The organism is Kineococcus sp. NPDC059986 (genome assembly GCF_040702905.1).
GTDB lineage: Bacteria > Actinomycetota > Actinomycetes > Actinomycetales > Kineococcaceae > Kineococcus.
Map to the genome: position 1 here is coordinate 1 of NZ_JBFBND010000031.1, position 21,663 is coordinate 21,663.

Annotated in this window: 27 protein-coding genes and 2 pseudogenes; 16 read left to right on the top strand and 13 right to left on the bottom strand. The window is 71.9% G+C overall.

The window, feature by feature from the left end; all coding sequences use genetic code 11:
• Positions 1 to 125 (top strand): annotated as a pseudogene (locus AB0637_RS19170) (IS630 family transposase); the annotation flags it as partial.
• Here AB0637_RS19170 and AB0637_RS19175 read toward each other — a convergent pair.
• Entirely contained in the window at positions 122 to 1,672 is a 1,551-nt protein-coding gene (locus AB0637_RS19175; RefSeq protein WP_366174283.1) for a glycoside hydrolase family 43 protein, read from the bottom strand. The pseudogene AB0637_RS19170 and the gene AB0637_RS19175 sit on opposite strands and share 4 nt — an antisense overlap.
• Positions 1,673 to 1,795: 123 nt before the next feature.
• Positions 1,796 to 2,812, bottom strand: coding sequence for a LacI family DNA-binding transcriptional regulator (locus tag AB0637_RS19180; protein ID WP_366174284.1), 1,017 nt, complete (start codon positions 2,810 to 2,812; stop codon positions 1,796 to 1,798).
• 212 nt (positions 2,813 to 3,024) lie between these two features.
• On the opposite strand from AB0637_RS19180, the gene AB0637_RS19185 reads away from it, so the two are divergent.
• From AB0637_RS19185 to AB0637_RS19200, 4 genes are all read left to right on the top strand, one after another.
• A complete protein-coding gene (locus tag AB0637_RS19185) occupies positions 3,025 to 5,148 on the top strand; it encodes a beta-galactosidase (protein ID WP_366174285.1) in 2,124 nt (707 codons plus the stop codon).
• Positions 5,149 to 5,265: 117 nt separating this feature from the next.
• Positions 5,266 to 6,609: an extracellular solute-binding protein gene (locus tag AB0637_RS19190; protein ID WP_366174286.1), complete on the top strand. Its 1,344-nt coding sequence runs from the start codon at positions 5,266 to 5,268 to the stop codon at positions 6,607 to 6,609.
• Positions 6,606 to 7,544 carry a sugar ABC transporter permease gene (locus AB0637_RS19195; protein ID WP_366174287.1) on the top strand — a complete coding sequence of 313 codons (939 nt, stop codon included), beginning with the start codon at positions 6,606 to 6,608 and terminating at the stop codon, positions 7,542 to 7,544. The genes AB0637_RS19190 and AB0637_RS19195 overlap by 4 nt, the downstream gene beginning before the upstream one ends.
• A gap of 8 nt (positions 7,545 to 7,552) precedes the next feature.
• Entirely contained in the window at positions 7,553 to 8,479 is a 927-nt protein-coding gene (locus tag AB0637_RS19200; RefSeq protein ID WP_366174288.1) for a carbohydrate ABC transporter permease, read from the top strand.
• 193 nt (positions 8,480 to 8,672) lie between these two features.
• Here AB0637_RS19200 and AB0637_RS19205 read toward each other — a convergent pair whose 3' ends face one another.
• From AB0637_RS19205 to AB0637_RS19215, 3 genes are all read right to left on the bottom strand, one after another.
• Complete coding sequence (locus AB0637_RS19205) at positions 8,673 to 8,837, bottom strand: S26 family signal peptidase (protein WP_366174289.1); 165 nt, start codon at positions 8,835 to 8,837, stop codon at positions 8,673 to 8,675.
• A 106-nt stretch (positions 8,838 to 8,943) separates the two neighbouring features.
• On the bottom strand, positions 8,944 to 9,339 hold the full coding sequence (locus AB0637_RS19210) for a DUF427 domain-containing protein (RefSeq protein ID WP_366174290.1): 396 nt from the start codon (positions 9,337 to 9,339) through the stop codon (positions 8,944 to 8,946).
• Complete coding sequence (locus AB0637_RS19215; protein ID WP_366174291.1) at positions 9,336 to 9,983, bottom strand: TetR/AcrR family transcriptional regulator; 648 nt, start codon at positions 9,981 to 9,983, stop codon at positions 9,336 to 9,338. The genes AB0637_RS19210 and AB0637_RS19215 overlap by 4 nt, the downstream gene beginning before the upstream one ends.
• 56 nt (positions 9,984 to 10,039) lie before the next feature.
• Here AB0637_RS19215 and AB0637_RS19220 point away from each other — a divergent pair, with 56 nt between their 5' ends.
• The 3 genes from AB0637_RS19220 to AB0637_RS19230 all read left to right on the top strand — a co-directional run bounded on the left by AB0637_RS19220 (position 10,040) and on the right by AB0637_RS19230 (position 13,182).
• Positions 10,040 to 10,948 (top strand): DMT family transporter, encoded by a 909-nt coding sequence (locus AB0637_RS19220; protein ID WP_366174292.1) that lies wholly within the window; start codon positions 10,040 to 10,042, stop codon positions 10,946 to 10,948.
• Positions 10,949 to 11,014: 66 nt separating this feature from the next.
• The gene (locus AB0637_RS19225) at positions 11,015 to 12,034 is read left to right on the top strand and encodes a GGDEF domain-containing protein (protein WP_366174293.1); all 1,020 of its coding nucleotides are present in this window, start codon (positions 11,015 to 11,017) and stop codon (positions 12,032 to 12,034) included.
• 92 nt (positions 12,035 to 12,126) lie between these two features.
• Positions 12,127 to 13,182, top strand: coding sequence for a GGDEF domain-containing protein (locus tag AB0637_RS19230; RefSeq protein WP_366174294.1), 1,056 nt, complete (start codon positions 12,127 to 12,129; stop codon positions 13,180 to 13,182).
• Between the two features lie 12 nt (positions 13,183 to 13,194).
• On the opposite strand, the gene AB0637_RS19235 is transcribed toward AB0637_RS19230, so the two are convergent.
• Entirely contained in the window at positions 13,195 to 13,719 is a 525-nt protein-coding gene (locus tag AB0637_RS19235; RefSeq protein ID WP_366174295.1) for an N-acetyltransferase, read from the bottom strand.
• Positions 13,720 to 13,749: 30 nt separating this feature from the next.
• On the opposite strand from AB0637_RS19235, the gene AB0637_RS19240 reads away from it, so the two are divergent.
• Genes AB0637_RS19240 through AB0637_RS19250 form a run of 3 tightly spaced genes read left to right on the top strand, consistent with a single transcriptional unit; the run spans position 13,750 to position 15,112 of the window.
• On the top strand, positions 13,750 to 13,905 hold the full coding sequence (locus AB0637_RS19240; protein WP_366174296.1) for a hypothetical protein: 156 nt from the start codon (positions 13,750 to 13,752) through the stop codon (positions 13,903 to 13,905).
• A gap of 51 nt (positions 13,906 to 13,956) precedes the next feature.
• Positions 13,957 to 14,367 carry a nuclear transport factor 2 family protein gene (locus AB0637_RS19245; RefSeq protein ID WP_366174297.1) on the top strand — a complete coding sequence of 137 codons (411 nt, stop codon included), beginning with the start codon at positions 13,957 to 13,959 and terminating at the stop codon, positions 14,365 to 14,367.
• 31 nt (positions 14,368 to 14,398) lie between these two features.
• Entirely contained in the window at positions 14,399 to 15,112 is a 714-nt protein-coding gene (locus AB0637_RS19250) for a WYL domain-containing protein (protein WP_366174298.1), read from the top strand.
• 30 nt (positions 15,113 to 15,142) lie between these two features.
• On the opposite strand, the gene AB0637_RS19255 is transcribed toward AB0637_RS19250, so the two are convergent.
• Both AB0637_RS19255 and AB0637_RS19260 read right to left on the bottom strand, forming a co-directional pair.
• The gene (locus AB0637_RS19255) at positions 15,143 to 15,652 is read right to left on the bottom strand and encodes a hypothetical protein (RefSeq protein ID WP_366174299.1); all 510 of its coding nucleotides are present in this window, start codon (positions 15,650 to 15,652) and stop codon (positions 15,143 to 15,145) included.
• Positions 15,653 to 15,672: 20 nt separating this feature from the next.
• Positions 15,673 to 16,209, bottom strand: coding sequence for an AAA family ATPase (locus tag AB0637_RS19260; protein WP_366174300.1), 537 nt, complete (start codon positions 16,207 to 16,209; stop codon positions 15,673 to 15,675).
• Positions 16,210 to 16,293: 84 nt separating this feature from the next.
• On the opposite strand from AB0637_RS19260, the gene AB0637_RS19265 reads away from it, so the two are divergent.
• Positions 16,294 to 16,782: a GNAT family N-acetyltransferase gene (locus tag AB0637_RS19265; RefSeq protein ID WP_366174301.1), complete on the top strand. Its 489-nt coding sequence runs from the start codon at positions 16,294 to 16,296 to the stop codon at positions 16,780 to 16,782.
• A gap of 6 nt (positions 16,783 to 16,788) precedes the next feature.
• Here the strand turns inward: AB0637_RS19265 and AB0637_RS19270 are convergent.
• Both AB0637_RS19270 and AB0637_RS19275 read right to left on the bottom strand, forming a co-directional pair.
• Positions 16,789 to 17,464 (bottom strand): annotated as a pseudogene (locus tag AB0637_RS19270) (tyrosine-protein phosphatase).
• Between the two features lie 19 nt (positions 17,465 to 17,483).
• Positions 17,484 to 18,002 carry a hypothetical protein gene (locus AB0637_RS19275; protein WP_366174302.1) on the bottom strand — a complete coding sequence of 173 codons (519 nt, stop codon included), beginning with the start codon at positions 18,000 to 18,002 and terminating at the stop codon, positions 17,484 to 17,486.
• A gap of 70 nt (positions 18,003 to 18,072) precedes the next feature.
• On the opposite strand from AB0637_RS19275, the gene AB0637_RS19280 reads away from it, so the two are divergent.
• Positions 18,073 to 18,513, top strand: a complete 441-nt coding sequence (locus AB0637_RS19280; protein ID WP_366174303.1) for a PH domain-containing protein — start codon at positions 18,073 to 18,075, stop codon at positions 18,511 to 18,513.
• A complete protein-coding gene (locus AB0637_RS19285; protein ID WP_366174304.1) occupies positions 18,510 to 19,166 on the top strand; it encodes an HAD-IA family hydrolase in 657 nt (218 codons plus the stop codon). The genes AB0637_RS19280 and AB0637_RS19285 overlap by 4 nt, the downstream gene beginning before the upstream one ends.
• A gap of 22 nt (positions 19,167 to 19,188) precedes the next feature.
• Here the strand turns inward: AB0637_RS19285 and AB0637_RS19290 are convergent, their stop codons facing one another.
• From AB0637_RS19290 to AB0637_RS19300, 3 genes are read right to left on the bottom strand one after another with little or no spacing between them, the layout of a single operon-like run.
• Positions 19,189 to 19,674: a GNAT family N-acetyltransferase gene (locus tag AB0637_RS19290; protein WP_366174305.1), complete on the bottom strand. Its 486-nt coding sequence runs from the start codon at positions 19,672 to 19,674 to the stop codon at positions 19,189 to 19,191.
• On the bottom strand, positions 19,671 to 20,201 hold the full coding sequence (locus tag AB0637_RS19295) for an SET domain-containing protein-lysine N-methyltransferase (RefSeq protein WP_366174306.1): 531 nt from the start codon (positions 20,199 to 20,201) through the stop codon (positions 19,671 to 19,673). Before AB0637_RS19295 ends, AB0637_RS19290 begins: the two co-directional genes overlap by 4 nt.
• Entirely contained in the window at positions 20,198 to 20,692 is a 495-nt protein-coding gene (locus AB0637_RS19300) for a GNAT family N-acetyltransferase (protein WP_366174307.1), read from the bottom strand. Before AB0637_RS19300 ends, AB0637_RS19295 begins: the two co-directional genes overlap by 4 nt.
• A 205-nt stretch (positions 20,693 to 20,897) precedes the next feature.
• Here AB0637_RS19300 and AB0637_RS19305 point away from each other — a divergent pair, with 205 nt between their 5' ends.
• Together AB0637_RS19305 and AB0637_RS19310 are read left to right on the top strand one after the other, a co-directional pair.
• Positions 20,898 to 21,311, top strand: coding sequence for an alpha/beta fold hydrolase (locus AB0637_RS19305; protein WP_366174308.1), 414 nt, complete (start codon positions 20,898 to 20,900; stop codon positions 21,309 to 21,311).
• Complete coding sequence (locus AB0637_RS19310; protein ID WP_366174309.1) at positions 21,308 to 21,658, top strand: hypothetical protein; 351 nt, start codon at positions 21,308 to 21,310, stop codon at positions 21,656 to 21,658. Before AB0637_RS19305 ends, AB0637_RS19310 begins: the two co-directional genes overlap by 4 nt.
• Positions 21,659 to 21,663: the final 5 nt, after the last annotated feature.

Below are 21,663 nucleotides of genomic sequence, written 5' to 3' on the forward strand. Positions count from 1 at the left end.
ACATCCGGTCCTGGATCACGACGTGGAACGAGAACCCTCGTCCCTACGTCTGGGTCAAGACCGCCGAGCAGATCCTGGAGTCGCTCGGCGACTACCGCCGACGAATCATCGACTCACGACACTAGCTGCTGGGCGTCAGCTTCACGTCGTCGAAGTTCAGCCACTGGCCCGCCGACGCGTTCGACCAGAACCCGACGGTCGCCTGGCCGGCCGTCACCGAAACGCTTGGAATGGTGACCTGGGTCCACTCCCCGGCGGGGCCGATCGGGAGGTAGTTCTTGCTGCCGTTGCCTGCGTAGTCCTTCACCTCGACTCCAGCCTCAGCCTGACCGCCGCTGGATTTCACCCAGGCCGTCAACGTGTAGTTTCCGGCAGGCAGGTCCGGGATGGTCTGGTAGGTGTAGACGCGGTACGGGCGTGCGGCCCAGTGGGTTCCCTGGAATGCGCCCGTGTGCCCACCGGGCTCGGTGTAGAACGCAGACTGGTCGCGGTCGGTCGTGGTCCAACCGCTCGGGAGCGAGCGAGCTCCCCGGTCGCGCTCGAATCCCGCGTTGCGGACCAGGGCATCGGCCCCCACGTCCCATGCCGGTGTCTGCAGACCGGTGGAGGCCGGGGTCGGAAACGCTGGGGCTCCGTCGGTTCCCCACGTCAGACGCTGCACGCGGGCCGTGCGGTGGTTCCCGCAGCCCTGCCCTGCAGCAGAGTTCGCGTGGTAGACGACGTAGTCCTCACTGCCGTCCGGGGACGTCGTGAACGAGTTGTGCCCGGGCGCGAAGACCCCCGCCGCGGCGTTCGTGCGCATGACCGGACCATTCGCCTTCGTCCAGGCGGCCGGGTTCAGCAGATCGCCGCCCTGGTCTGCGCTCACGAGTCCCATCGAGTAGTCGTCCGACCCACAGTCGTTCGCGGAGTAGGAGATGAAGACGCGGCCGTTGCGGACCAGAACGGCTGGACCTTCCGTGGTCCACTGCCCCTCCCATGCCTGCGTCGGGCGGATGATCTCGACCGGCGTCGTGCTCAAGGTCCAGGGGTTGCTCATCCTGGCGATGTAGACGTGGTTGCCGTTCTGGGAGTAGACGAAGACGAAGTACCGAGAACCCCCGCTCTCGAAGATCGTGCCGTCGAGGGACCCGATGGACGTGTCGATGCCGTTGACCGTCCCGAGGCTGGTCCAGTTCCCGGCCAGCGGGTCGGAGGACGTGTTCTGCAGCACCTGGATCCGGTTGCGTCCCACGGCCGGGTTGCCGACGGTCCCGTAGTCCAGGTCCGAGGCGGTCGTGTAGATGTACCAGACCCCGTCGATCCGGTGAAGTTCCGGCGCCCACACGTCCTTGTTGAAAGGGGCCGGCGGTACGTAGACGATCTTCCGGACGGCGCCACGCATGTCCGTCAGCGAGGCCGAGCGGATGATCTCGATCGAGGAACTGGTGGTGGTTCCCGTGAGGTAGTAGTACCCGTCGTCGCCCAGGGTCACCTGGGGATCGGGCAACCCGCTCGCGGGGTAGACAGGGTTGTCGTACGTCACCCCGCCACTGGCTGCGTTCCGGGTGCGGTCGGTGGCGGCGGCGGGAGGGGCGGTCGCAAGGGTTGCGACCAGGCCCAGGCCCACGAGGAGGCCGGCGGCCCGGGCCGGAGTGCGCCCGACGCGGCGGCGGGAAGGGAGGGTCGTCACGGTGTTCTCCTTCGAACGACGAACCAGGGAGCCGGCGGAGAGAGCCTCACGGCCGGTTGATGTTTTCGAGAACATACAAGGGTTTCCGAATCGTGGTCAAGGGTCCCTCGCGGTCTGACCCCGTCAGGCGCGGGTGGTCGACCCTCTGACGACGAGCAGCGGGGCGGGCACCTGGCTCGGCACGCCCGGGGGCGCGACGCCCTCGATGCGGTCGACGAGGGCGTCGACGACGTGGCGTCCCTCGGCTGCGTGGTCCACGGCGACGGTCGACAGACCTGGCCTCGCGTACGCGGCCTGCGGAAGGTCGTCGACCCCGATGACCGCCAGGTCCTCGGGCACACGGATGCCCGCGTCGAAGAGTGCGGAGAGAGCGCCGAGGGCCATCGCGTCGTTGGCGACGCCAAGCGCGGTAGCGTCCCCCAGACCAGCGGAGAGCATCCGGGTGGTCGCCTCGTAGCCAGATCGCGGAGACCAGTCGCCCGTCTCGACCACCAGGACCGAACCACCCCCTCGCGCCAGGGCTGCGCGGAACCCACCGGCACGACTGCTGGAGGCGGCCCAGGCGGCCGGACCCTCCAGCAGGGCCACTCGCCGGTGGCCCTGCGCGAGCAGGTGCTCGGCTGCGATCTGGCCCACCCACTCGTCGACCGGCGTCGACGTCCCGGCGACGTGGAGTTCGAAGTCCTCGACCACGGGCACGGAGAATGCCCGTCGGGTCAGGACGGAGCGGGCGGGCTCGGTGCGGCCAGACAGGACGATCCCCGCGACCCGTTCGCGCCCGACCAGGTCCACGGCGGCGTCGACGGACAGCACCCCTTCCCCTGTCGGGACGACGTCGAGGATGTAGCCGCGGGCCCGAGCGGCCGACAGAGCACCCAGGAGCAGTTGTGAGGGGCCGTACTCATCGAGGCGGTCGGCGAGGTAGGCGATGCGGTCGATGCGCTGCAGGCGCAGGCTGCGTCCCATCGGGTTCGGCGTGTAGTCGAGTTCGGCCACCGCGGCGGCGACCCGCTCGCGGGTCGCCGCGCGCATCCCGCTGAATCCGCTGAGGAACCGGCTGACGGTGATGTGCGAGACCCCGGCCAGCTCGGCGACGTCGTAGATCGTCGCCGGCTTTCCCCGCGCCGCACCCGCCGCCATGCCGTCCCCCGCTCCATCTCGCCTGCGTCCTCCAGCGAGGAGAACCCTACGGCGACCCGGAGCCGGCTGCGGGTCGCCGCGACCGGGCAAGGAGCCCACCCGCTTGTTATCGAGAACATCAGCGTCTACGGTGCTCTCACCTGGACGCCCGACGACGAAGTGAGCCAGCCCCGATGCCGCCTCCTCCCCCTCCCGACACCGCCGAGACCGCAGTGCCACCCGGTCTCCAGCTCGGCGTCGCCTACTACCCCGAGTACCACCGCAGGCCCCGGACCGAGCTCGACCTGGACCTCATGCACCGGGCCGGCATCACCGTGATCCGCGTCGGGGAATCCGTCTGGTCGACCTGGGAACCCCGTGACGGTGAGTTCGACCTGGAGTGGCTCTCCCCCGTGCTCGAGTCCGCCCACGACCGCGGTGTCCGAGTGATCCTCGGGACGCCCACCTACGCGGTGCCGCCGTGGTTGCAGGTCTCCCATCCCGAGATCGCCGCGGAACGCCGAAACGGCGAGCCGGTCCCCTGGGGCGCGCGACAGGAACTGGACTACACGCAGCCGGCCTTCCGCTTCTACGCCGAACGGGTGATCCGGTCCATCTTGGACCGCTACGCCCGCCACCCGGCCGTGGTGGGTTTCCAGGTCGACAACGAGCCAGGCCTGGAACTGCTGCACAACCGCGCCGTCTTCACCCGGTTCGTGCGCTGGCTCCGACGTCGGTACGCGACCGTCGAGAACCTCAACGCCGAGTGGGGTCTGACCTACTGGTCGCACCGCCTGGATGACTGGTCAGAACTGTGGCGCCCGGAGGGGAACTCCTTCCCGCAGTACGACCTCGCCTGGCGCAGGTTCCAGACCGAGCAGACCACCGAGTTCATCGCCTGGCAGGCCTCCATCGTGGATGACTACCGCACGCCAGGTCAGTTCGTCACGACCTGCCTGCAGTACCCGCGGCCCGGGCTGGACGAGCGCACGGTCAACGAGGTGCTCGACGTCGCGGCGGGGAATCCCTACTACGGCGTTCAGGACCACCTCGAGATCGGTGTGACCAAGGACCAGCCCAACCACTGGACCACCACCGGCGTCGCCGGTCTGCTGCGTCAGGCCGACCGCACCTACGCCTCGCGCCAGGCCCGCTTCCTCGTCACCGAGACCAACGCCCAGTCGATCGGCACCATCGACGACGGTCGCCCGCCGTACCCGGGCCAGCTGCGCCAGATCGCGTGGACGTTCGTCTCCCGCGGGGCCTCGATGATCGAGTACTGGCACTGGCACACGTTGCCCTTCGGAGCGGAGACCTACTGGGGTGGTGTGCTTCCGCACAGCCTGCGACCGGGTCGGGTCTACGCCGAGATCCAACAGATCGGCGCCGACTTCGCGGCCGCCGGCAACACCCTCGACGGATACGTCCCGCACTCCGACGTCACGATCCTCTGGTCGACTGCGAGCCGGCACGCCCTGCAGTTCCAACCCCCGTTCCAGACAGGCGGGGTGCCGGATCCGGAGTCCTACGAGCACCTCGTCGACGCGTTCCACCGGGGCACCGTGGACTCCGGCCGACAAGCCCGCCTCCTGCACGTGGAACAGCTCGAGGAGCTCACGAGCGATGTCGGCATCGCCCAGGTCGTGTCCCACCACCCCCTGCTCGTCGCCGCAGGGACCTACGTCCTCACCGACGCGCAGCTCGATCTGCTGCGCCGCTACGCCCTGGCCGGCGGACACCTGGTCCTGACGCCCCGCACGGCCTACGCGGATCAGGAGGCGCGAGCCCGTACGGAAGTGGCCCCACCGGGACTGACCGACCTCGCGGGTGCCTGGTACGAGGAGTTCTCGACGGTCGACGGGGAGGTACCGGTGATCGCGACCCAACCCTCGCCCCAGACCCCGACCCGACCCCTTTCCGACCTGCCAGAGGGATCCACCGCCCGATGGTGGATCGACGGCCTGATGACCGCTGGAGCTGATGTCCTGGCTCGCTACGACCACCCCCGGTTCGCCGACTTCGCCGCCGTCACCACCCACCGGGCCGGCGACGGGCGGGTCACTACCGTGGGATGCGTACCGTCCCCCGCACTGGCCGCCGCGCTGATCGAGCAGGCCGCCGCCGTTCCTCCCCTCGCGGCGGCGTTCGTACTCCCCGTGAGCGGAGCCGTCCGGACCACCAGCGGGTCCCTGCCCGACGGGCGGATCGTCGTGGTCGTCACGTCCTGGGGATGGCAGGAGGGACGCGCACGGCTGGTCCTGGACGCCGACGACCTGATCGACGGAGCTCGGATCAGCGCCGGCACCCTGCTGAAGCTCCCCGCCTGGTCGGTCCGCGTCCTCGTCTTCGACGCCTGACCCGCAGGTCCCACCCCCCTCTCGCGTGCACCCTCGCCACGCGGAGCCGCGCACCGCGCACGCTCACCCCCTCGCCCGCCCCCACCGGTGCGGACCCTTCTCGACGGAGAGACGACCATGAACCCCACCCGACGCGCAGCCGCGGCGATGTTCGCCGGCACCTTCCTCACCGGTCTCGCGCTCAGCGCCTGCTCCAGCGGCACCGGTGACACCGAACCGGTGTCCAGCGACGACGTCCGCAAGGCCTTGGACACCGACACCCAGCTCACCTTCTGGACATGGGTGCCGGACATCCAGAAGGAAGTGGACCTGTTCCAGCGCAAGTACCCCAAGATCAAGGTCAAGGTCGAGAACGTCGGCCAGGGCCTGGCGCACTACCAGAAGGTGCGCACTGCGGTGAAGTCCAAGGACGGTGCCCCCGACGTCGTGCAGATCGAGTACCAGTACCTCAGCTCCTTCGAGGTCAACGACTCCCTCCTCGACCTCGGCCCCCTCGGCGCCGGCGACCTCTCCGCGGACTACGTCGACTGGGTCTGGAAGCAGGTCTCCACCGGCGAGTCCGTGTGGGCGATCCCGCAGGACACCGGGCCGATGGGGAACCTCTACCGCTACGACCTCCTCCAGAAGGCCGGGGTCGAGACACCCCCGGTGACCTGGGCGGACTACGCCGTGGCCGCGGAGAAGGTCCGGAGCACCGGCAGCTACATCAGCAACTTCGCCAACAACGACTTCGGTCCGTTCATCGGCCTGCTGTGGCAGGCCGGCGTGAAACCATTCGCCTACGACGGCGACAAGGGCGTCTCGATCTCGGTCAACAGCACCGGAGCCAAGAAGGTCATCGCCTACTGGCAGGACCTGATCCAACGCGACCTGGTCTCCGTCGACGCCGACTTCAACGACGCCTACTACCAGGCGTTGAACTCAGGGAAGTACGCCGGCTGGCTCACCGCCGCCTGGGCCCCGGTGTTCCTGCAGGGCACGGTCGAGTCGACCACGGGGTTGTGGCGGGCGGCGCCACTGCCCCAGTGGTCGGCGGGACAGAACGTCTCGGGCAACTGGGGCGGCTCCTCCAACGCCGTGCTGTCCACCACCCAGAACCGCATCGCCGCCTACGAACTGGCGAAGTGGATCAACCACGACCCGGCATCGACGACGAAGCTGGCCCTCGAGCAGTCGTTGTTCCCAGCAGCCGAGGGCGTCTTGAAGGACCCGACGTTCACAGACCAGCCGGTCGACTTCTTCGGCGGCCAGAAGGTCAACGAGCTGTTCGCCGAGATCTCCGGGACCGTCGACACCGAGTTCGCGTGGCTCCCGTTCACCGACTACGCCGCCTCGCAGTACACCGAAGTGGTCGGCAAGGCGATCGGTGCCAAGGGCGACCTGTCGGCCGCCTTGGACGACTGGCAGGGCGTTCTGGAGAAGTACGCGAAGGACCAGGGATTCACGGTGACAGGTCGATGACCTCCGACACGGCCCTCACTGTCCCGCCGGCCCGGCCTCGCCCCCCTGCTCGGTCGGCCGGAGATCGCCGCCGGGCTCGAGCCGCGTACCTCTTCCTGGCACCCTTCTTCGTCGTCTTCCTGGCCATGCTCGTCATTCCCCTCGGGTACTCGGGTTACCTCAGTCTCTTCCGAACGCGGCTGATCGGTGGTACCTCGTTCGTCGGCGCGCAGAACTACCTCACCGCTCTCAGCGATCCGGAGTTCCTCGCCGGGGTAGGCCGGATGGGGTTGTTCCTGCTCGTCCAGGTACCTGTGATGTTGGGCGGCGCCCTCTTCCTGGCGCTGGCCCTGGACAGTGGCCGGGCCCGGGGGGCCGGAGTTCTCCGCCTGTTGTACTTCGTCCCGTACGCAGTACCTGGTGTGGTGGCGACGATGATGTGGGGGTACCTCTACGGCCGCGACTTCGGCCCGCTGGCCCAGGTGTTCAGGGCCTTCGGAGCGAGCGCCCCCGACGTCCTGGCTCCAGGCACGGTCCTGGGGTCGATGATGAACATCGTCACGTGGGAGTTCGTCGGCTACAACATGATCATCATGTACTCCGCCTTGCGCACGATCCCCGCCGAACTCCTCGAGGCCGCCTCGATCGACGGCGCCGGGTTGGTCCGACAGGCGTGGAGCATCAAGATCCCCGCGATCGGACCGGCGATCGTCCTGACGGTGATCTTCTCCATCATCGGGACGTTCCAGCTGTTCAACGAACCCGCGCTGCTCAAGGGCATCGCGCCCACCGCGATCTCGAACGGCTTCACCCCGAACTTCTACGCCTACAACCTGGCCTTCGTGAACCAGGACGTGAACTACGCGGCTGCGGTCGCGTTCCTCCTCGGTCTGGTCATCGCCGTCATCTCCTACCTCGTGCAGTTGCGGGTCAACCGCGGCGGCACCGCGAACTGAGGCGCCCAGTGAGCACCCTGAAGACCCTGCGGACCCGCCCAGGCGTCCCGTCCGCGACCGATCCGGCCGCGAGGTCCCGACGCAGCTCCCCGCGCTCAGGGCACCGACTGCTGAGCGTCCTGCTCTGGCTCGTCGCGGCCTACTTCGTGCTGCCGCTGCTCTGGCTCCTGATCGCTGCGACCAAGGACAACTCCGACCTGTTCAGCACCTTCGGGTTCTCGTTCGGCCACCACTTCGCGCTCTGGGACAACCTGCACGACGTGTTCAGCGCGGGCGACGGGATCTTCCTCCGCTGGTCGGTGAACACCGTGCTCTACGCCGGGACGAGCGCGGCCGGTGCCACCCTGCTCGCGACTCTCGCCGGGTACGCCTTCGCGAAGTACCGGTTCGCCGGCGACCGGTTGTTGTTCAGCATCTCTCTGGGTGCGGTGATGATCCCGTTGACGGCACTCGCACTGCCGACCTACCTGCTCTTCAACTCACTGGCACTGACCAACACCCCGTGGGCGGTCATCCTGCCGTCCCTGGTCAGCCCGTTCGGCGTCTACCTCATGCGGGTCTACGCCGCCGACGCGATCCCCGACTCCCTCCTGGAAGCGGCCCGCGTGGACGGGGCCGGTGAGTTCCGCACCTTCGTGCAGGTGTCCCTGCGCCTGCTCGCCCCCGGCATGGTGACGGTGTTCCTCTTCGCCCTCGTGGCCTCCTGGAACAACTACTTCCTGCCGCTCATCATGCTGAACACGTCCTCGCTCTACCCCCTGACAGTGGGGCTGGCCCAGCAGCAGGCCGCCAGCGCCGCCGGGGGCGGTTCGCAGGCGCTGTTCTCGACGGTCATCACCGGCTCGGCCGTCAGCGTCGTCCCGCTGGTCGTGGCGTTCGTCGTGCTGCAGCGGTTTTGGCAGAGCGGCCTGTCGAGCGGCAGCGTCAAGGAGTGATCACGTGGCCTCCGAACTGGAAGAACCTCTTGGTGCACGGTGTGGTCGAGGTGACCTGCTGGCGAGATGGCGCGCTGGCACACGCCCTCGCCGTCCCACGCGGCGCCCTCGCCTACGCCCGCATCCTGCACCCGGTCGAGCCCGCACCCGCGGTACCCACAACTGGTCCGCCGCGACGGTGACGTCGAACGCCTTACCGGCACGGGGCCGCCCCCGGCTCCAGGTGGGCCGGCTCCACGACCGCGACCCCGTTCACGCTCACCGGACCGTGGGGGTCGGTGCACACCACGTGGTCCCCCGGCAGCCCGATGACCCGCTTGACCAGGTGCTCGCTGGAGTCCTCGGGCAGCAACCCCACGGCAGGTCACCACGTCCGCGACGACCGTGCCGAGGGGCCCGCGCCGGTCGGGCTCGCGGACGGCGACCTCCCGCTCGACCTCAGCGGACGCGACCGACGTCGCGCGTCACCGGAACCCTGCCGGGCGCTGCTCACCCGACGGTGACGGACACCGGTCGGGGTAGAACGCGACGTGCCCGGCGATCCGCACGACGGCGGGGGAGGCGTCCGGGTAACCCCACGCACTGTCCGGGAGGTCGGTGCCGTCGACGCTGACCGACCAGTACGACGCCTCGCCCTTGTAGGGGCACCAGGTGCGGGTGCCGCTGGGCTGCAGCACGTCCGGGGCCACGTCGGCGAGGGGGACGTACTGCACGGGCGGGTAGTCGGCCTCCTGCAGTGTCAGGGCCGACGTCGTGCGGGCCACGACGGTGTCGCCGACGCGAACGACGACCTCGCCGTCGGTCGGCGTGACGGTGATCGGGTGGGCCGGGCCGGGTTCGAGGTGCTTGCGGGTGCTCATGTCGGGGACAACTCCCGCGGCGGGTCGGACCTTCCGGCCAGCAGGGCCGCCGCCGCGTCCCGGCCGGCGGCGATCGCGTCCGGGTCACCGCCCGCGGTGCGCAGCACGAGCGCCCCTTCGTAGACGAGGTGCACGCGGCCGCCCAGCACCGCCTCGCCCGTCAGGTCGTCGAACAGCGCCCGCATCCACGCCTTCTCGGACCGGATCACCGCGACGGCGGGGTGCTCCTGCGCTCCGGGCCCGCCGCCGAGCTCGGCGTAGGCGTTGACGAAGGCGCAACCGCGGTGCTGCGTGCCCATCCACGTCTCGAGCGCCGTGAAGACCGTCAGCGCGGGAGGCCCCCCGCCCTCGGCCAGCCGGGCGGCGAGGTGCTCGCGCCAGCGGTGCGCCCGCCGCAGCAGGTACAGCGCGACGAGGGCGTCCTTGGAGCCGAACCGGTCGTAGAGCGTCTTCTTCGTCGTCCCGGCGGTGTCGGCGATGAGGTCGACGCCCACCGCTCGGACGCCGCGGTCGTAGAAGAGCTCCGAGGCCGCGGCGAGGAGCCGGTCGCCCGCCGCGGTCAGTGCGGGCAGCGGTGCGAGCACGGGGCGCAGCGCCGGCGGCGTCGCGTCGTCGAGCGCGGTGGGGACGGTGGTGAGCGGCACGGGGCCTCCTGTCGGGTGCACTGCGAGTATACCGACCGGTATGGTTACCTGCGGCCGTGTCCACCTCCACGCACTCCGCGACCTTCCGCGGGGCCGCCCTCGTCGTCGTCTGGAGCTCGGGGTTCCTCAGCGCCGAGCTCGGCGCCGCACACGCGGACCCCGGCACGCTCCTGGCCTGGCGCTGCCTGGTGACCGCCGTCGTCCTCGCGCCGTGGCTGCCCGCGGCCTGCCGGCTGCTGGACCGCCGCGACTGGGTGCGGCAGGCCGTCGTGGGGGTGCTGTGCCAGGCGCTCTACCTCGCCGGCGTCGTGCAGGCGGCCGCGGCGGGGGTCCCCGCGGGCACGTCGGCTCTCGTCACCTCCCTGCAACCGGCGGTCGTCCTCGTCGGCGCTGCCCTGGCGGCGGGCCGGCGGCTGACGACGGTCCAGGTCGGCGGGCTCCTGCTCGGGACGGCGGGCGTCGCCCTGACGGCGGTGGCCGACCTGCGCTCCGGCACCGCCCTGCCCACGCTGGCCCTGCCGTTCGGCGCGATGCTCGCCCTCACCGTCGGAACGCTGCTGCAGGAGCGCTGGTCCCGGCCCTCGGGCAGCAGCGTCCCCCTGCTGCCCAGCCTGGCCGTGCAGTCCCTCGTCACCGCGGGTTTCGCGGTGGGGTTCGCCGTCCCCGCCGGCGCGCTCGCGCCGCCGCCGGTTCCCGGGTTCTGGGTCGCCGTCGGGTGGGGTGTGCTCGCCGGGGTGAGCAGCTACGCCCTCTACTACGTCGTCACGGCGCGCGACGGTGCGGGCCGCGTCAGCACGCTCCTCTACCTGACCCCCGCGGTGACGACCCTGTGGGCCCTCCCGCTCTCCGGGCGGACGCCGCCGGTCCTCGCGCTCCTCGGCCTGGGCGTCAGCGGCGCGGCGGTCGCGTTGTTGCACCGCTCCCACCGTTGCTCCGAGCGGGTTCCTGTCGCCTTCAACGGTTGAGGCGGCGTCGCCGGGGCCCGATGAGGAGGTGTGGAGGGAACCCGACGGGCCGACGGCGTGAGCCGCGTGTCCCGTCGACGTCGCCTGCTGCACTCGCTCGAGGCGCGCAACCCGCGGTCGGCCCGCACGTGGGCGGTCGTCGCCCTCATGGTGACGATCTTCACCAACATCGCCACCGGTGCGGTCAACGCGGGCGGGGTGCCGGTCCCGGAACTGTGCGGCGCCGGCGTCCTGGGCGCGCTCTCCGTCGTGCTGGTGCGGCGACCCGCCGACCGGGTCGGCCCGCTCATCGTCCTGGCCCCCCTGGTCGGGGTCCTCACCGTCGTCTGGCTCGACCTCGTGACGCGGGACGCCACCCTCACCGGACAGGTCTTCTTCATCGTTCCCGTGGTGTGGGCCGCCGCCCAGTTGCGGGTCGGCGGCGTCGCGCTGGTGACGGCGGCGACGACCGCGGGGGAGGCCGTCGTCGTGTGGACGCTGCTGGAGCCGCAGCAGGCCGTCACCGACTTCGCCTACATGACCGTCCTGTTCCTGCTCATCAGCGGTGTGCTCACCCGCGCCCAGGCCGTGCAGGAACGCCTCGTGGAACGCTTGCGGCAGCAGGCGAGCATCGACCCGTTGACGGGTCTGTGGACCCGGCGCGTGCTGGACACGGCGACGGCGCGGGCCGTGGAGCACCGGGTCGCCGAGGCCTCGCTCGTGCTCATCGACCTCGACCGGTTCAAGACCATCAACGACACCTACGGGCACCTCGGCGGTGACGCCGCCCTGACCCACGTCGCGTCCCTGCTGACCGGTCGCTGCCGCGAGGCCGACCTGGTCGCCCGCATGGGCGGCGACGAGCTGGCCGTCCTCATGCTCGACTGCCCGCGCGAGACCGCGGCCCACCGGGCCCAGCAGTTCGTCGACATCGTCCGCTCCACCCCTCTGCAGCTGCCGGACGGCGCCCTCGTCCCGCTCTCGATCAGCGCCGGCCTCGCGTGGCTGTCGCCGACGGCCACCCGTGCCGAGGACCTCTACGCCAGCGCGGACGCCGCGCTCTACGTCGCGAAGCGGGCCGGCCGGGGCCGGCTGTCCGCCGCCTGACGCGACGTGCACCGTTCGCCTGCACGCGTGCACGAGTTCGGCAGATGATGGAGACGGGACCACCGTCGGGGTGGGCGGACGGGGAGGATCCGGTGGCTGCACCGCGGGCCGCGGGGTGGGCGGCCGACGTGGCCTGGCCCGTCGGCGTGGCCCTCGTCATCGCCGCGCTGGGGCTGTTCGCCCGGTGGGCCAGCCTCGACGTCCACCTGGTCCCCGCCGTGGCCGGCGGTTTCCTGCTCGGCGTCCAGGGCGCCCCGCGGATGCGCGTCCACACCGACCCCTGGGGTGCGACCACGTGGGGGCCGTGGCCGCTCGTCGTCTCCTGCGTCCTCATCGGGACGGTCCTCACCTCGCTCGGGCTCGGTGTCGTCGTCCCGGGCGCCTGCGCCACGGCCGGCGTCTACGGCGTCCTCACGGTGCCGACGCCGCGTCGACTGCTGCAGACCGTCGGGTGCATCGTCGGCTGCTCGGGCCTCGCCTTCGGCGTGCAGGCCCTGGGCTGGGTCGACGGCATCGTGGGGGTCCTGCCGGGTCTGCTCATCGGGACCGCCCTGCTGAGCTTCTTCTTCCCGGTCCTCAACAACGTCGCGGAGTTCTCCCGGCGCGCGCAGGCGACCGCGGACGCGCTCGAAGCCGAACGGCGCGAGCACGTGGAGGTGCTGGAGCGCGCGGCCGCCCACGACACGCTCACCGGTCTGCTCGGCCGCCGCGGTCTGCAGGAACCGCTCGCACGGGCGGCGGCCGCCGCCTCGGCCGAGGCGATGACGGCCGTCCTCTTCGTGGACCTCGACGGGTTCAAGGCCGTCAACGACACCCACGGCCACGGCGCGGGCGACGAACTCCTGACGGTCGTCGCGTCCCGGCTGTCCCGGGGTCGGAGGGCGGGCGACGTCGTGGCCCGCACCGGCGGCGACGAGTTCGTGCTCGTCCTCACCGGGCTGACCGACGCGGCGCAGGCCACGGTGGTCGCCGCGGGGGTGCGGCACGACCTGGAACAGGACGTCGTCCTGGGCGACGGCACGGTCCTGTCCGTCGGGGCCAGCACCGGTGTCGCGGTCGCCTCGCACCCCTGCGACCCGGACGACCTGCTGTCCGAGGCGGACGCGGCGATGTACGCGGAGAAGCGGCGCACGACCCGCAGCGCCTGACGTTCCCCGGTCTCAACGCAGGCCGACGGCGTCCAGGTCCCAGAACACCCGGTCGTAGACGAGGGTCCCCGTCATCCAGTCCTCCCAGCCGTCCAGCAGGACGACCTGGAAGGCGGCGGCCGGGATGCGCAGCGAGGGACGGCGGAACCCCAGCTCCCCGGCCGCGTGGAAACCCCGTCCCGCGTAGTAGGCCGGGTCCCCCTCGAGGAACAGCGCCGGCCAGCCTCGCCCCGCGGCAGCTTCGCGCACGGCCGCGACGAGAGCCGTTCCGATGCCCTGGCGCTGGAACTCCGGCAGGACGCCCAGCGGCGACAGCACGCCCACGTCGACGAGCCGGGGCGGGGCGTCGAGGAGGTTCCGGCCGGTCATCACGTGCCCGACGACGGCGCCGTCGACCTCCGCGACGAGGGACTCCGGCCGCCCCGGCCGCAACCCCTCGACGACGGCGGCAACCGTCCCGCCCTCCTCACCGAACGCCGCACGGTGGACGGCGGCCACGGCGTCGTGGTCGCGGGGTTCCTCGGGACGGACGATCACGGGGACATCCCAGCGCCGGACGTCGCCGAGGTGCAAGCGAGTTCTCCCCGCGCCCACGACGAGCTCGGCGAGTTCGTCGCCGCCGGCGTGACCGGGTCCGGCCCGGTCGCGGTCCGCCTGCGCGGCCGCGGGACCCACCGCGGCACGTTCGACGGCATCCCGCCACGGGACGCGCTCGCGAGCTGATCCTCGAACTCCGACACACCGTTGTCGGGGACGGCGCGAAGACTGCTCCGCATGACCACGAACACCGGGAACGCCGGGAACACTGCGACCGACCTCACCGCCCGGCAGGCCCTCGACCAGTGGCTCACCATGTGGAACGGTGAGGGCGACCTCGCCCGACGGATCTGTGCCGACGACTTCCGCATCCACTTCGCGGTCACAGAACCCGACGGGTCCACCCCCGCCGACGACATCCGGTCGGCCGAGGACTTCGCCCGGTACCTGCAGTGGTGGCACGGACAGCACCCCGGCGTCGTCTTCACGTCCGTCGCGCACGCTGTCGACGGCGAGCACGGCCGGCTGCTGTGGGACATGCGGGCCGGCGAACTCCTCGTGGGTGGGGTGGACGTGTTCGACTTCGGCGCGGACGGTCGCGTCCGCCGGGTCTGGTCCGTCGGCGGGCAGCGCAGCATGCGGAGCTGAGGTGCGGCGGGGCCCCTGGCAGGCTGGGTGGGTGAAACGTGCCGAACGGCAGTACGCGCTGGTGGACCTGCTCCGCGGAGCGCGACGTCCGGTGGCCGCGGCGCGGCTCGCCCGGGAGTTCGGGGTGTCCACGCGGACCGTCGAACGCGACATCGCCTCCCTCCAGGTGGCCGGGGTTCCCCTCTACGCCGACCACGGGGTCGCGGGCGGGTACTCGATCCTGCGCGAGTACTCGCTGCCGCCCCTGAACCTGACGGCCGCCGAGTCCCTGGCGGTGCTGGCCGGGTTGGGACTGCTCGACTCCTCGCCGTACCAGAGCGCCGCACGCCGCGCCCGCGCCAAGATCGACGCCGTCCTGCCGGACGAGCACCGCGCATCCGTGCAGCAGGTCCTCGCCTCGGTGCGCGTCATCGACACCTCCGCCGCAGTGGACCCCGACGTCCCCCTGGCCCTGCTGTCCGACGTGATCGCCGCCCGCCGCGTCGTCCGGATCACCTACGCCGGAGGCGAGGAGGGCGGTAGCGCCTCGCCGGACCCCACCGTCCGGGACGTCGAGTGCACGGGGCTGCTGCGCGGCGGCGACGCCTGGTTGCTCGTCGGCTGGTGCCGCCTGCGCGAGGGGATCCGGGGTTTCCGCATCGAGGCGATCCGGCGGCTGGAGGTCCTCGACGAGGTTGCGCCGCCGCGCGATCCCGCGCTGCTGGAGGCGGACCAGGCGAGGTGGGCGACGCGGCCCCTCGGTTGAGGACAACTCCTGCCCGTCCGGTTCTCCCGGTCAGGGGTCGTCGAGCCGTTGCGCCGCACCACGGACCTCGTCGGCGGCGGCGGGCAGCCCGACGGTGAGGACCAGACGCAGTCCGCTGTCCGTCTGGTCACCGGAGGGCGACGAGCAGGTCCAGAAGAACTCGAGCGTCTCCGCCAGGGGTTCGTCGTCGTGCCAGGTGGTCATCACGTGGCCCCCGAACGGAACGTCGCCCTGGTCGGGTTCGTCCAGTCCGAGGTCCACGACATCGCCGTCGACGATGTCGTGGACCCGTTCGCACCCCGGCCCCCACGCCGAGAACCAGTGCATCCCGGCGAGCAGCGCGGGACGCACCAGGGCGCTGACCTCGTCCACGGACCAGGCGCTCGCGTCGCAGGCGAGCAGCACCCCGAACCCGGCACCGTGGGCCGGGAGGTCACGCACCGCCGCGAGCGCGGCGTCCCGGGAGTCGACGTCGACCAGGACGAGTTCGCCGTCGAGCCCGCGGAGGTTCGGGCCGGCGTGCAGGCGTTCGGGAGGCACGTGCTCAGGGTAGGTCGAGGTCAGACGTCGTCACGTGCTCCCCGGACGAACTCCCCGCGGTCGTAGCGGGCTGCGACCACGGCGGCCACCTCCTCCGGCGAGCCCACCGGGTCGACCAGGTGGCGGTCGTCGAGGGGTGAGATCTCGAACTGCCGGTGCACGGAGCGGGTCCCGGGCTCGTCCCGGTCGTGGCCCTCCCGCGCGGCCACGTTCCGCGCGCAGCGGTCCGCACTGGGCAGGAGCACGGCGTAGTGCACGGCGTCCAGTCCTGTCGCCGCGAGGAAGGTCGGGAGGAACCAGGGCCCGAGGACCCCGTCGAAGACCGCCTCGTACCCACCCTTGACGAACTGCCCGGCGGCCGCCCCGGACGCCCGGACCACCGTCCGGTTCTGCTCCTCCGCCTCGGGACGCCAGGGCTCCTGGGCCCCCTGGTCCAGGAAGCGGAAGAAGGCGTCGCCGCGCAGCAGGACGCTCGGGGTGAGGCGTGCGGACACCAGCGTGCTGACGGTCGTCTTCCCGGCCCCGGGGGGTCCGGCGATGACGAGCAGGCGGGACATGACGTCCTCTCCACCCGCCCGCCCGCGGAGGACCAACGGAGTTCCGTCGACGTCGCAGCCGACGGGAACCGGCATGCTGGGCCGGTGCACCGCGGAGACGTCCCCCTCGTGGTCGAGCCCGGCGTCGGCCTCGCCGCTCAGCGCGAGGCCGCCGGTGTCTGGGCGCGCGCGACCGCTGTCCGCGACGGTCTGCCCTCGGTCCCGTCCCTCGCGGACAAGCTCGTCGGCGTCCAGCAGGCGCTGGGCGAGGCGGGTGCGTCGTTGCTCGTGGCCCGGCGCGGAGCGACGATCGTGGGGTTCTGCGTCCTCGTCCCGCAGGGGGACGTCCTGGAGGTCCGCTACCTGGCCGCCGATCCCTCGGCATGGGGTTCCGGGGTGGCGCCGGCGTTGTTGGACGGCGTGGGATCGCGTGCCCGCGCCGGGTCCTTCGAGCGGGGTGAGTTGTGGGTCATCGCCGACAACGCGCGGGCCATCGCCCTCTACGAGAGGTCGTTCTGGGTGGGGACGGAGCGGATCGAGGTGCGGGGCTCAGCGGGGCGGCCGGAACGCCTGTTCACGCGCCGGTTCGCGTGACCGCCCTCAGGGCAGGAGTCGAGACCGGAGGGCGGTCACGTCCTCCTCCGCCAGGCCCAGCCACCGCAGGTACCCGCGCGTCGACCCGTGCTCCGTGGTGACGTGGTCGAGCATCTGCCGGATGTCGGCTCCGTCCGGAACCCGGTGTTCCGACCTGGCCGGCACCTGGACGTAGTCCTCGACGACGAGGTCCCGGGACACCCCGGCGAGGTCGAGGAGCAGTGCCGACCACCATGCCGGTCCGGTCGCGTCCTGCACGGCACGAGACCAGGACAGGGCCCGTCGGAGCCAGCGCCAAGGCGCGGAAGATCGCGGCGATGTTCTTCGCGTTGCGCCGCAAGCTGCTGGCGTAGACCGCGCCCAGGCCGGGCAGACGGTGGACGTCCACCCCGGCCTCGGCCACGGGGTCGATCAGTGGGAGGGACTGGTACCCGGCCGTGGCTGCCAGCGGGTGCGGGTGGTCCAGGAGTTCGTGCTCGGACCGCAGGTCGAGGACGGCGGTGAGGCCGAAGGACGTGACGACCGCGCGTTCGGCGGGGAGGAGTCGATCCGGCGTGTCGGCCCGCAGGAGCCGGCGGTCCCGCGTCCGCAGGCCGCCGGGGAGGGGGAGACCGCCCAGGTCCGCCGAGTTGGGGAACCCCGGCAGGAGTCCTCGGGTGCGGACGGGTTCGGCGCGGTCCACTCCACTGAACCTACCGGCGTCAGGTCTCCTCGTCCGTGCGGCGCGGGGCGTCGAAGAACCGGCGCGCGTCGTCGCTCAGGCCACTGGTGGCCACTCCCTCCGGAGCGACCCAGTCGCGGCGGTGCAGGACGAGGTCCACCTGTTCGTGCCGTTGTCCACGCCACACCCGGACGGTGGTGCCGTTGGGCTGGTACCCCAGAGCGCGTGAAACCACCGAGAAGTCCGTCGCCCCGAACTCCTGCACGCCGACGCATCGATCCCGGACGACGGCGGCGAGCACCAGGTTCCACCGCCGTGGCGACCAGTCGGCCGACGCGGCCCAGACGTAGCGCAGGAAGGACCGTTGCGCCTCGAGCGGCTCCCCTCCCTCCCACCCCGCCACCGGGGACCGCGGCAGGTACCGGTTCTGCGGGTCGTACACGCCGTCGGCGGCCAGGGCCGCGAGTTCGGACAGGCGCCCCTCGTCGGGGACCACGAGGTCGAGGACGGGCCCGGTCACCCGGACGCCTCGCACCGGCCACACGTCGTCGAGGAGCACCCGACCATGGTGCCGGACCTCGCGCCGGAACGGCTCGGAACCGGCGCCTCGAGTGCCAGGATGGTCGACCGTGACGTGGACGAAGGGCCCGTGGTCGTGGGTGCTGGCGGGGCTCTGGTTCGTGTTCGCGGCCCTGGCCACGACGATCCTGGTCGAGGACCACAGTCCCGGGGGACTGATCGGGGGTGGTGTGATCTTCGCCGCTGCCTTCTGCACGGGGACTCGTGCCCTCGTCAGCCACGTCCGGCTGTCGGACGAGCGCTTGACCTACGTCGGCTACGCCCGCACGCACCGGGTGCCCTGGACGGAGGTCGCGGCCGTCGAGCTGACGGCGCTGGACTCGGCCAGCTCGCTCGACACCGTGAGCCTCGCCGTCCGCCGGACGAACGGCACCGAGGTCGTGATGCCGGCCGTGGCCGGGTTCGCGTTCTCCGGTGGCAACCGGCGGTTGGAACGGCTGTGCCGGGAGTGCGAGCAGCGGGTGTGGGATGCGGGAGGGAGGTTGTCGTGAACCGCCGAACGACGACGGCCCGACCGGAACGACTCGTGCTGTTCGACGTCGACGGGGTCCTCGTCGACTCCCACCGCGCCTACCGGCATGTCTGGGACCGGTGGGCTCTGCTGCACGGATTGGACGTCGACGTGGTGTGGGCGGCCACGCACGCACGTCGTCCGGCGGAGACCGTCGCCGAGGTCGCTCCGGAGCTCGAGGCCGAGGCCGAGTACCTGCGGCTGAAGAGCTTCGTCCGCCAACTCGGTGACGTGTTCCCCGTGTTCCCCGACGCGGCTCCGCTGCTGGCCACGCTGACACCGGGTTCGTGGGGGATCGTCACGTCCGGCGAGGCCTCGACGGTCCGGGCCCGTCTGCGCGCAGGTGGCCTGCCGGTTCCCGAGCTGCTCGTCGACGGCCACGCCGTCCGCCGCGGGAAACCCGACCCGGAGGGGTACCTGTCGGCTGCGGCGGATGCGGGGGTTCCACCCCACCGCTGCCTGGTCGTCGAGGATGCGCCGGCGGGGGTGCAGGCCGCTCGTCGTGCGGGCATGTCCGTCGTCGCGGTGACCACGTCGCACGCGCCGGAGCAGCTCGCCGAGGCGGACGTGGTCGTGCCAGGTCTGTCGGACGTCGAACCCCACCTGCGCGCCTGGCGCGAACGAGGTGGGTGACTCGGCCCGACCGAGCAACCTCTCAGAGGTCGCGCGCGAACCGCGTCTGGAAGGGCTCGAACCCGAGCAGCCGGAAGAAGGCGTGCGCCTCGGAGTTGAAGGACCAGCTGTCCAGCCGCAGGCCACTGAGGCCCGCACCCTGGGCGTGCTCCTCCGCCGCCCGGAGCAGGGCAGAACCCACCCCGAGCCGGCGGGCGGTGGGAGCGACGGCGAGGTGGTGCACGTAGAGGGTGTGCAGCTCGGTCGTGAAGGGGTTCGCGGCGCGGTGGACCTCGACCGCGTAGAGGTAGCCGACCGGCCTCCCATCGTGGTCCGCGAGCCACGCCAGGGTCTCTGCGTCCGCCAGGATCGAGGTGAAGAACTCCTGCGCCGCGGCGTGGTCCACGGTGGAGAACTGGTCGGGGCGAGCACCCGCGTGCAGGAGTTGCACGTGGTCGTTGAGGTCGGCGAGCGCAGGTGCGTCGGCCGGGGTCGCGCGGCGGAGCCCGGCCTGAACGAGGTCCGTCACGGTCGCCACCCCGCGATGCGTTCCCGCAGCACCGGCACCCAGTGCTCCCCGTAGGCCTCCCGCAGGTGCGGGAGGCACCAGTCGGACCCCGTCACCCGACCGCGGCAGGACGCCGACCCGCACGAGCACGCCATCGCGAACTCGGGGTCGTCCGTGATGGTGGCGTAGTCCAGGGTCAGTTCCTCCCCGGCGTCGAGGTCTCGGCGGGCCACGACGAGGCAGGGGTCGACCCACCAGGTGTTCGGGTCGCACCCGTGGTTCCCGGCGTGCTGGGCCGACCCGGGCGGCAGGACCAGGTTCTGGTCGGGGTGCAGGGAGAGGGTGTCGACGTAGCTCCCCGTGCTCGCGGCCTCGGTGAGGAGGTCACGCAGTTCCGCGTCCGTCACCAGGCGACCCCCGAACCGGCTGAGCACCGTGCCGCACGGGAACGGCGCGGTCGCGAAGAGACCTTCCCCCTCGATGACGGATCGGCCCACGCGGACGAGCGGGTCCAGCCAGCACTCGAGACCGTGGAGTTCCGGGGTCACGGCCGCACCCACCGCAGTTCCCGGACCCCGTCCTCGGTCCTCCCGTGACCGTCGGGGGAGAACCCGTGCTTGCGGTAGAACGCCTGGGCCCGGGGGTTCGGATCGGCGACCCAGAGGGCCGCGGGAGCGGACGGGTCCACGACGGCGTCCAGCAGTTCCGCCGCCGCGCCCGACCCGTGGTGGGCGGCGTCGACGTAGAGGACGTGCAACAGCACCCGCCACGACGCCTCGGGTTCCTGCGGCGGACCCGCCATGGCGATCCCGACGACGGTGCCGCCGCACTCGGCGACGGCGACCACGTTCCGGGCCCACCGCTCGTCGGTGAGGGCCCCGTGCCAGAAGCGCTCCCGGAACGCGAGGAGTCCGGGATCGTCCAGCACCGCGTCCGGCACCGCGCCCCGGTAGGTCTGCCGCCAGCCGTCGACGTGCACCCGCGCCATCTGCGGGGCGTCGGCGGGCCGGGCGTGGCGAACACTGGTCCCGCGCTGCACCCGTCGAGCGTAGGAGCCCTCGGTCGCAGGCTTCAACGGAGTTCCGGGAGTTCCGCGAGGGGCTGTCCCGGGACGCCCGGTCGCGAGAGGGTGGCGGGGTGCAGCCGCCCCACGTCGACGTCCTCGGTCACCGCATGGCCTACCGCCGGGCGGGGAGCGGTCGCGACGTGCTGTTCCTCCACGGCAACCCCACAACGTCGCTGCTGTGGGCCGACGTCGTCGCCGACCTGTCCGACGCCTACCGCTGCACGGCCGTCGACCTGATCGGGATGGGGACTCGGACCGGCTGCCCGGAACCGGGGACGCGCGCTACGGGTTCGCTGAGCACGCGCGGTACCTGGACGCTGCCCTCGAGGCGCTCGGCCTGGACCGGGACGTGGTGCTCGTCGGCCACGACTGGGGCGGTGTGCTGGCCGTGGACTGGGCCCGCCGGCACCCCGGCGCCGTCCGTGGTCTCGCGTACTCGGAGGCGGGCGTCGTGCCCGTGTCGTGGCGGGAGGGGACCGGGCCGGACCCGGAGTTGTTCGGGGCGTTGCGAGGTCCGGACGGGGAGCGGATGGTGCTGCAGGAGAACCTCTTCGTCGAGGCGTCCTGCAGGCGGGCACGCAGCGGACCTTGACGCCGGCGGAGCTCGACGCCTACCGCCGTCCGTTCGCGGTGGCGGGGGAGGACCGGCGGGCGATGCTCACCTGGTCCCGGCAGATCCCCATCGACGGCGACCCGTCCGAGGTCCACGACCGGGTGGCGGCCGGAGCAGAGTTCATGGCGGACAGCCCCCTGCCGAAGCTGCTCGTCCGGGGCGAACCCGGAGCGGTCGTCACCGGCGCGGTGCTGGACACGTGCCGCCGGTGGCCGCGCCAGCGGGAGGTCGTCGTGCCGGGCACGCACTTCCTCCCGCACGACTCCCCCCGGGCGATCGCCACCGCCCTGCGGGCCTGGCTGGCGGAGGAGGTCCCCACCGCCTGACGTCC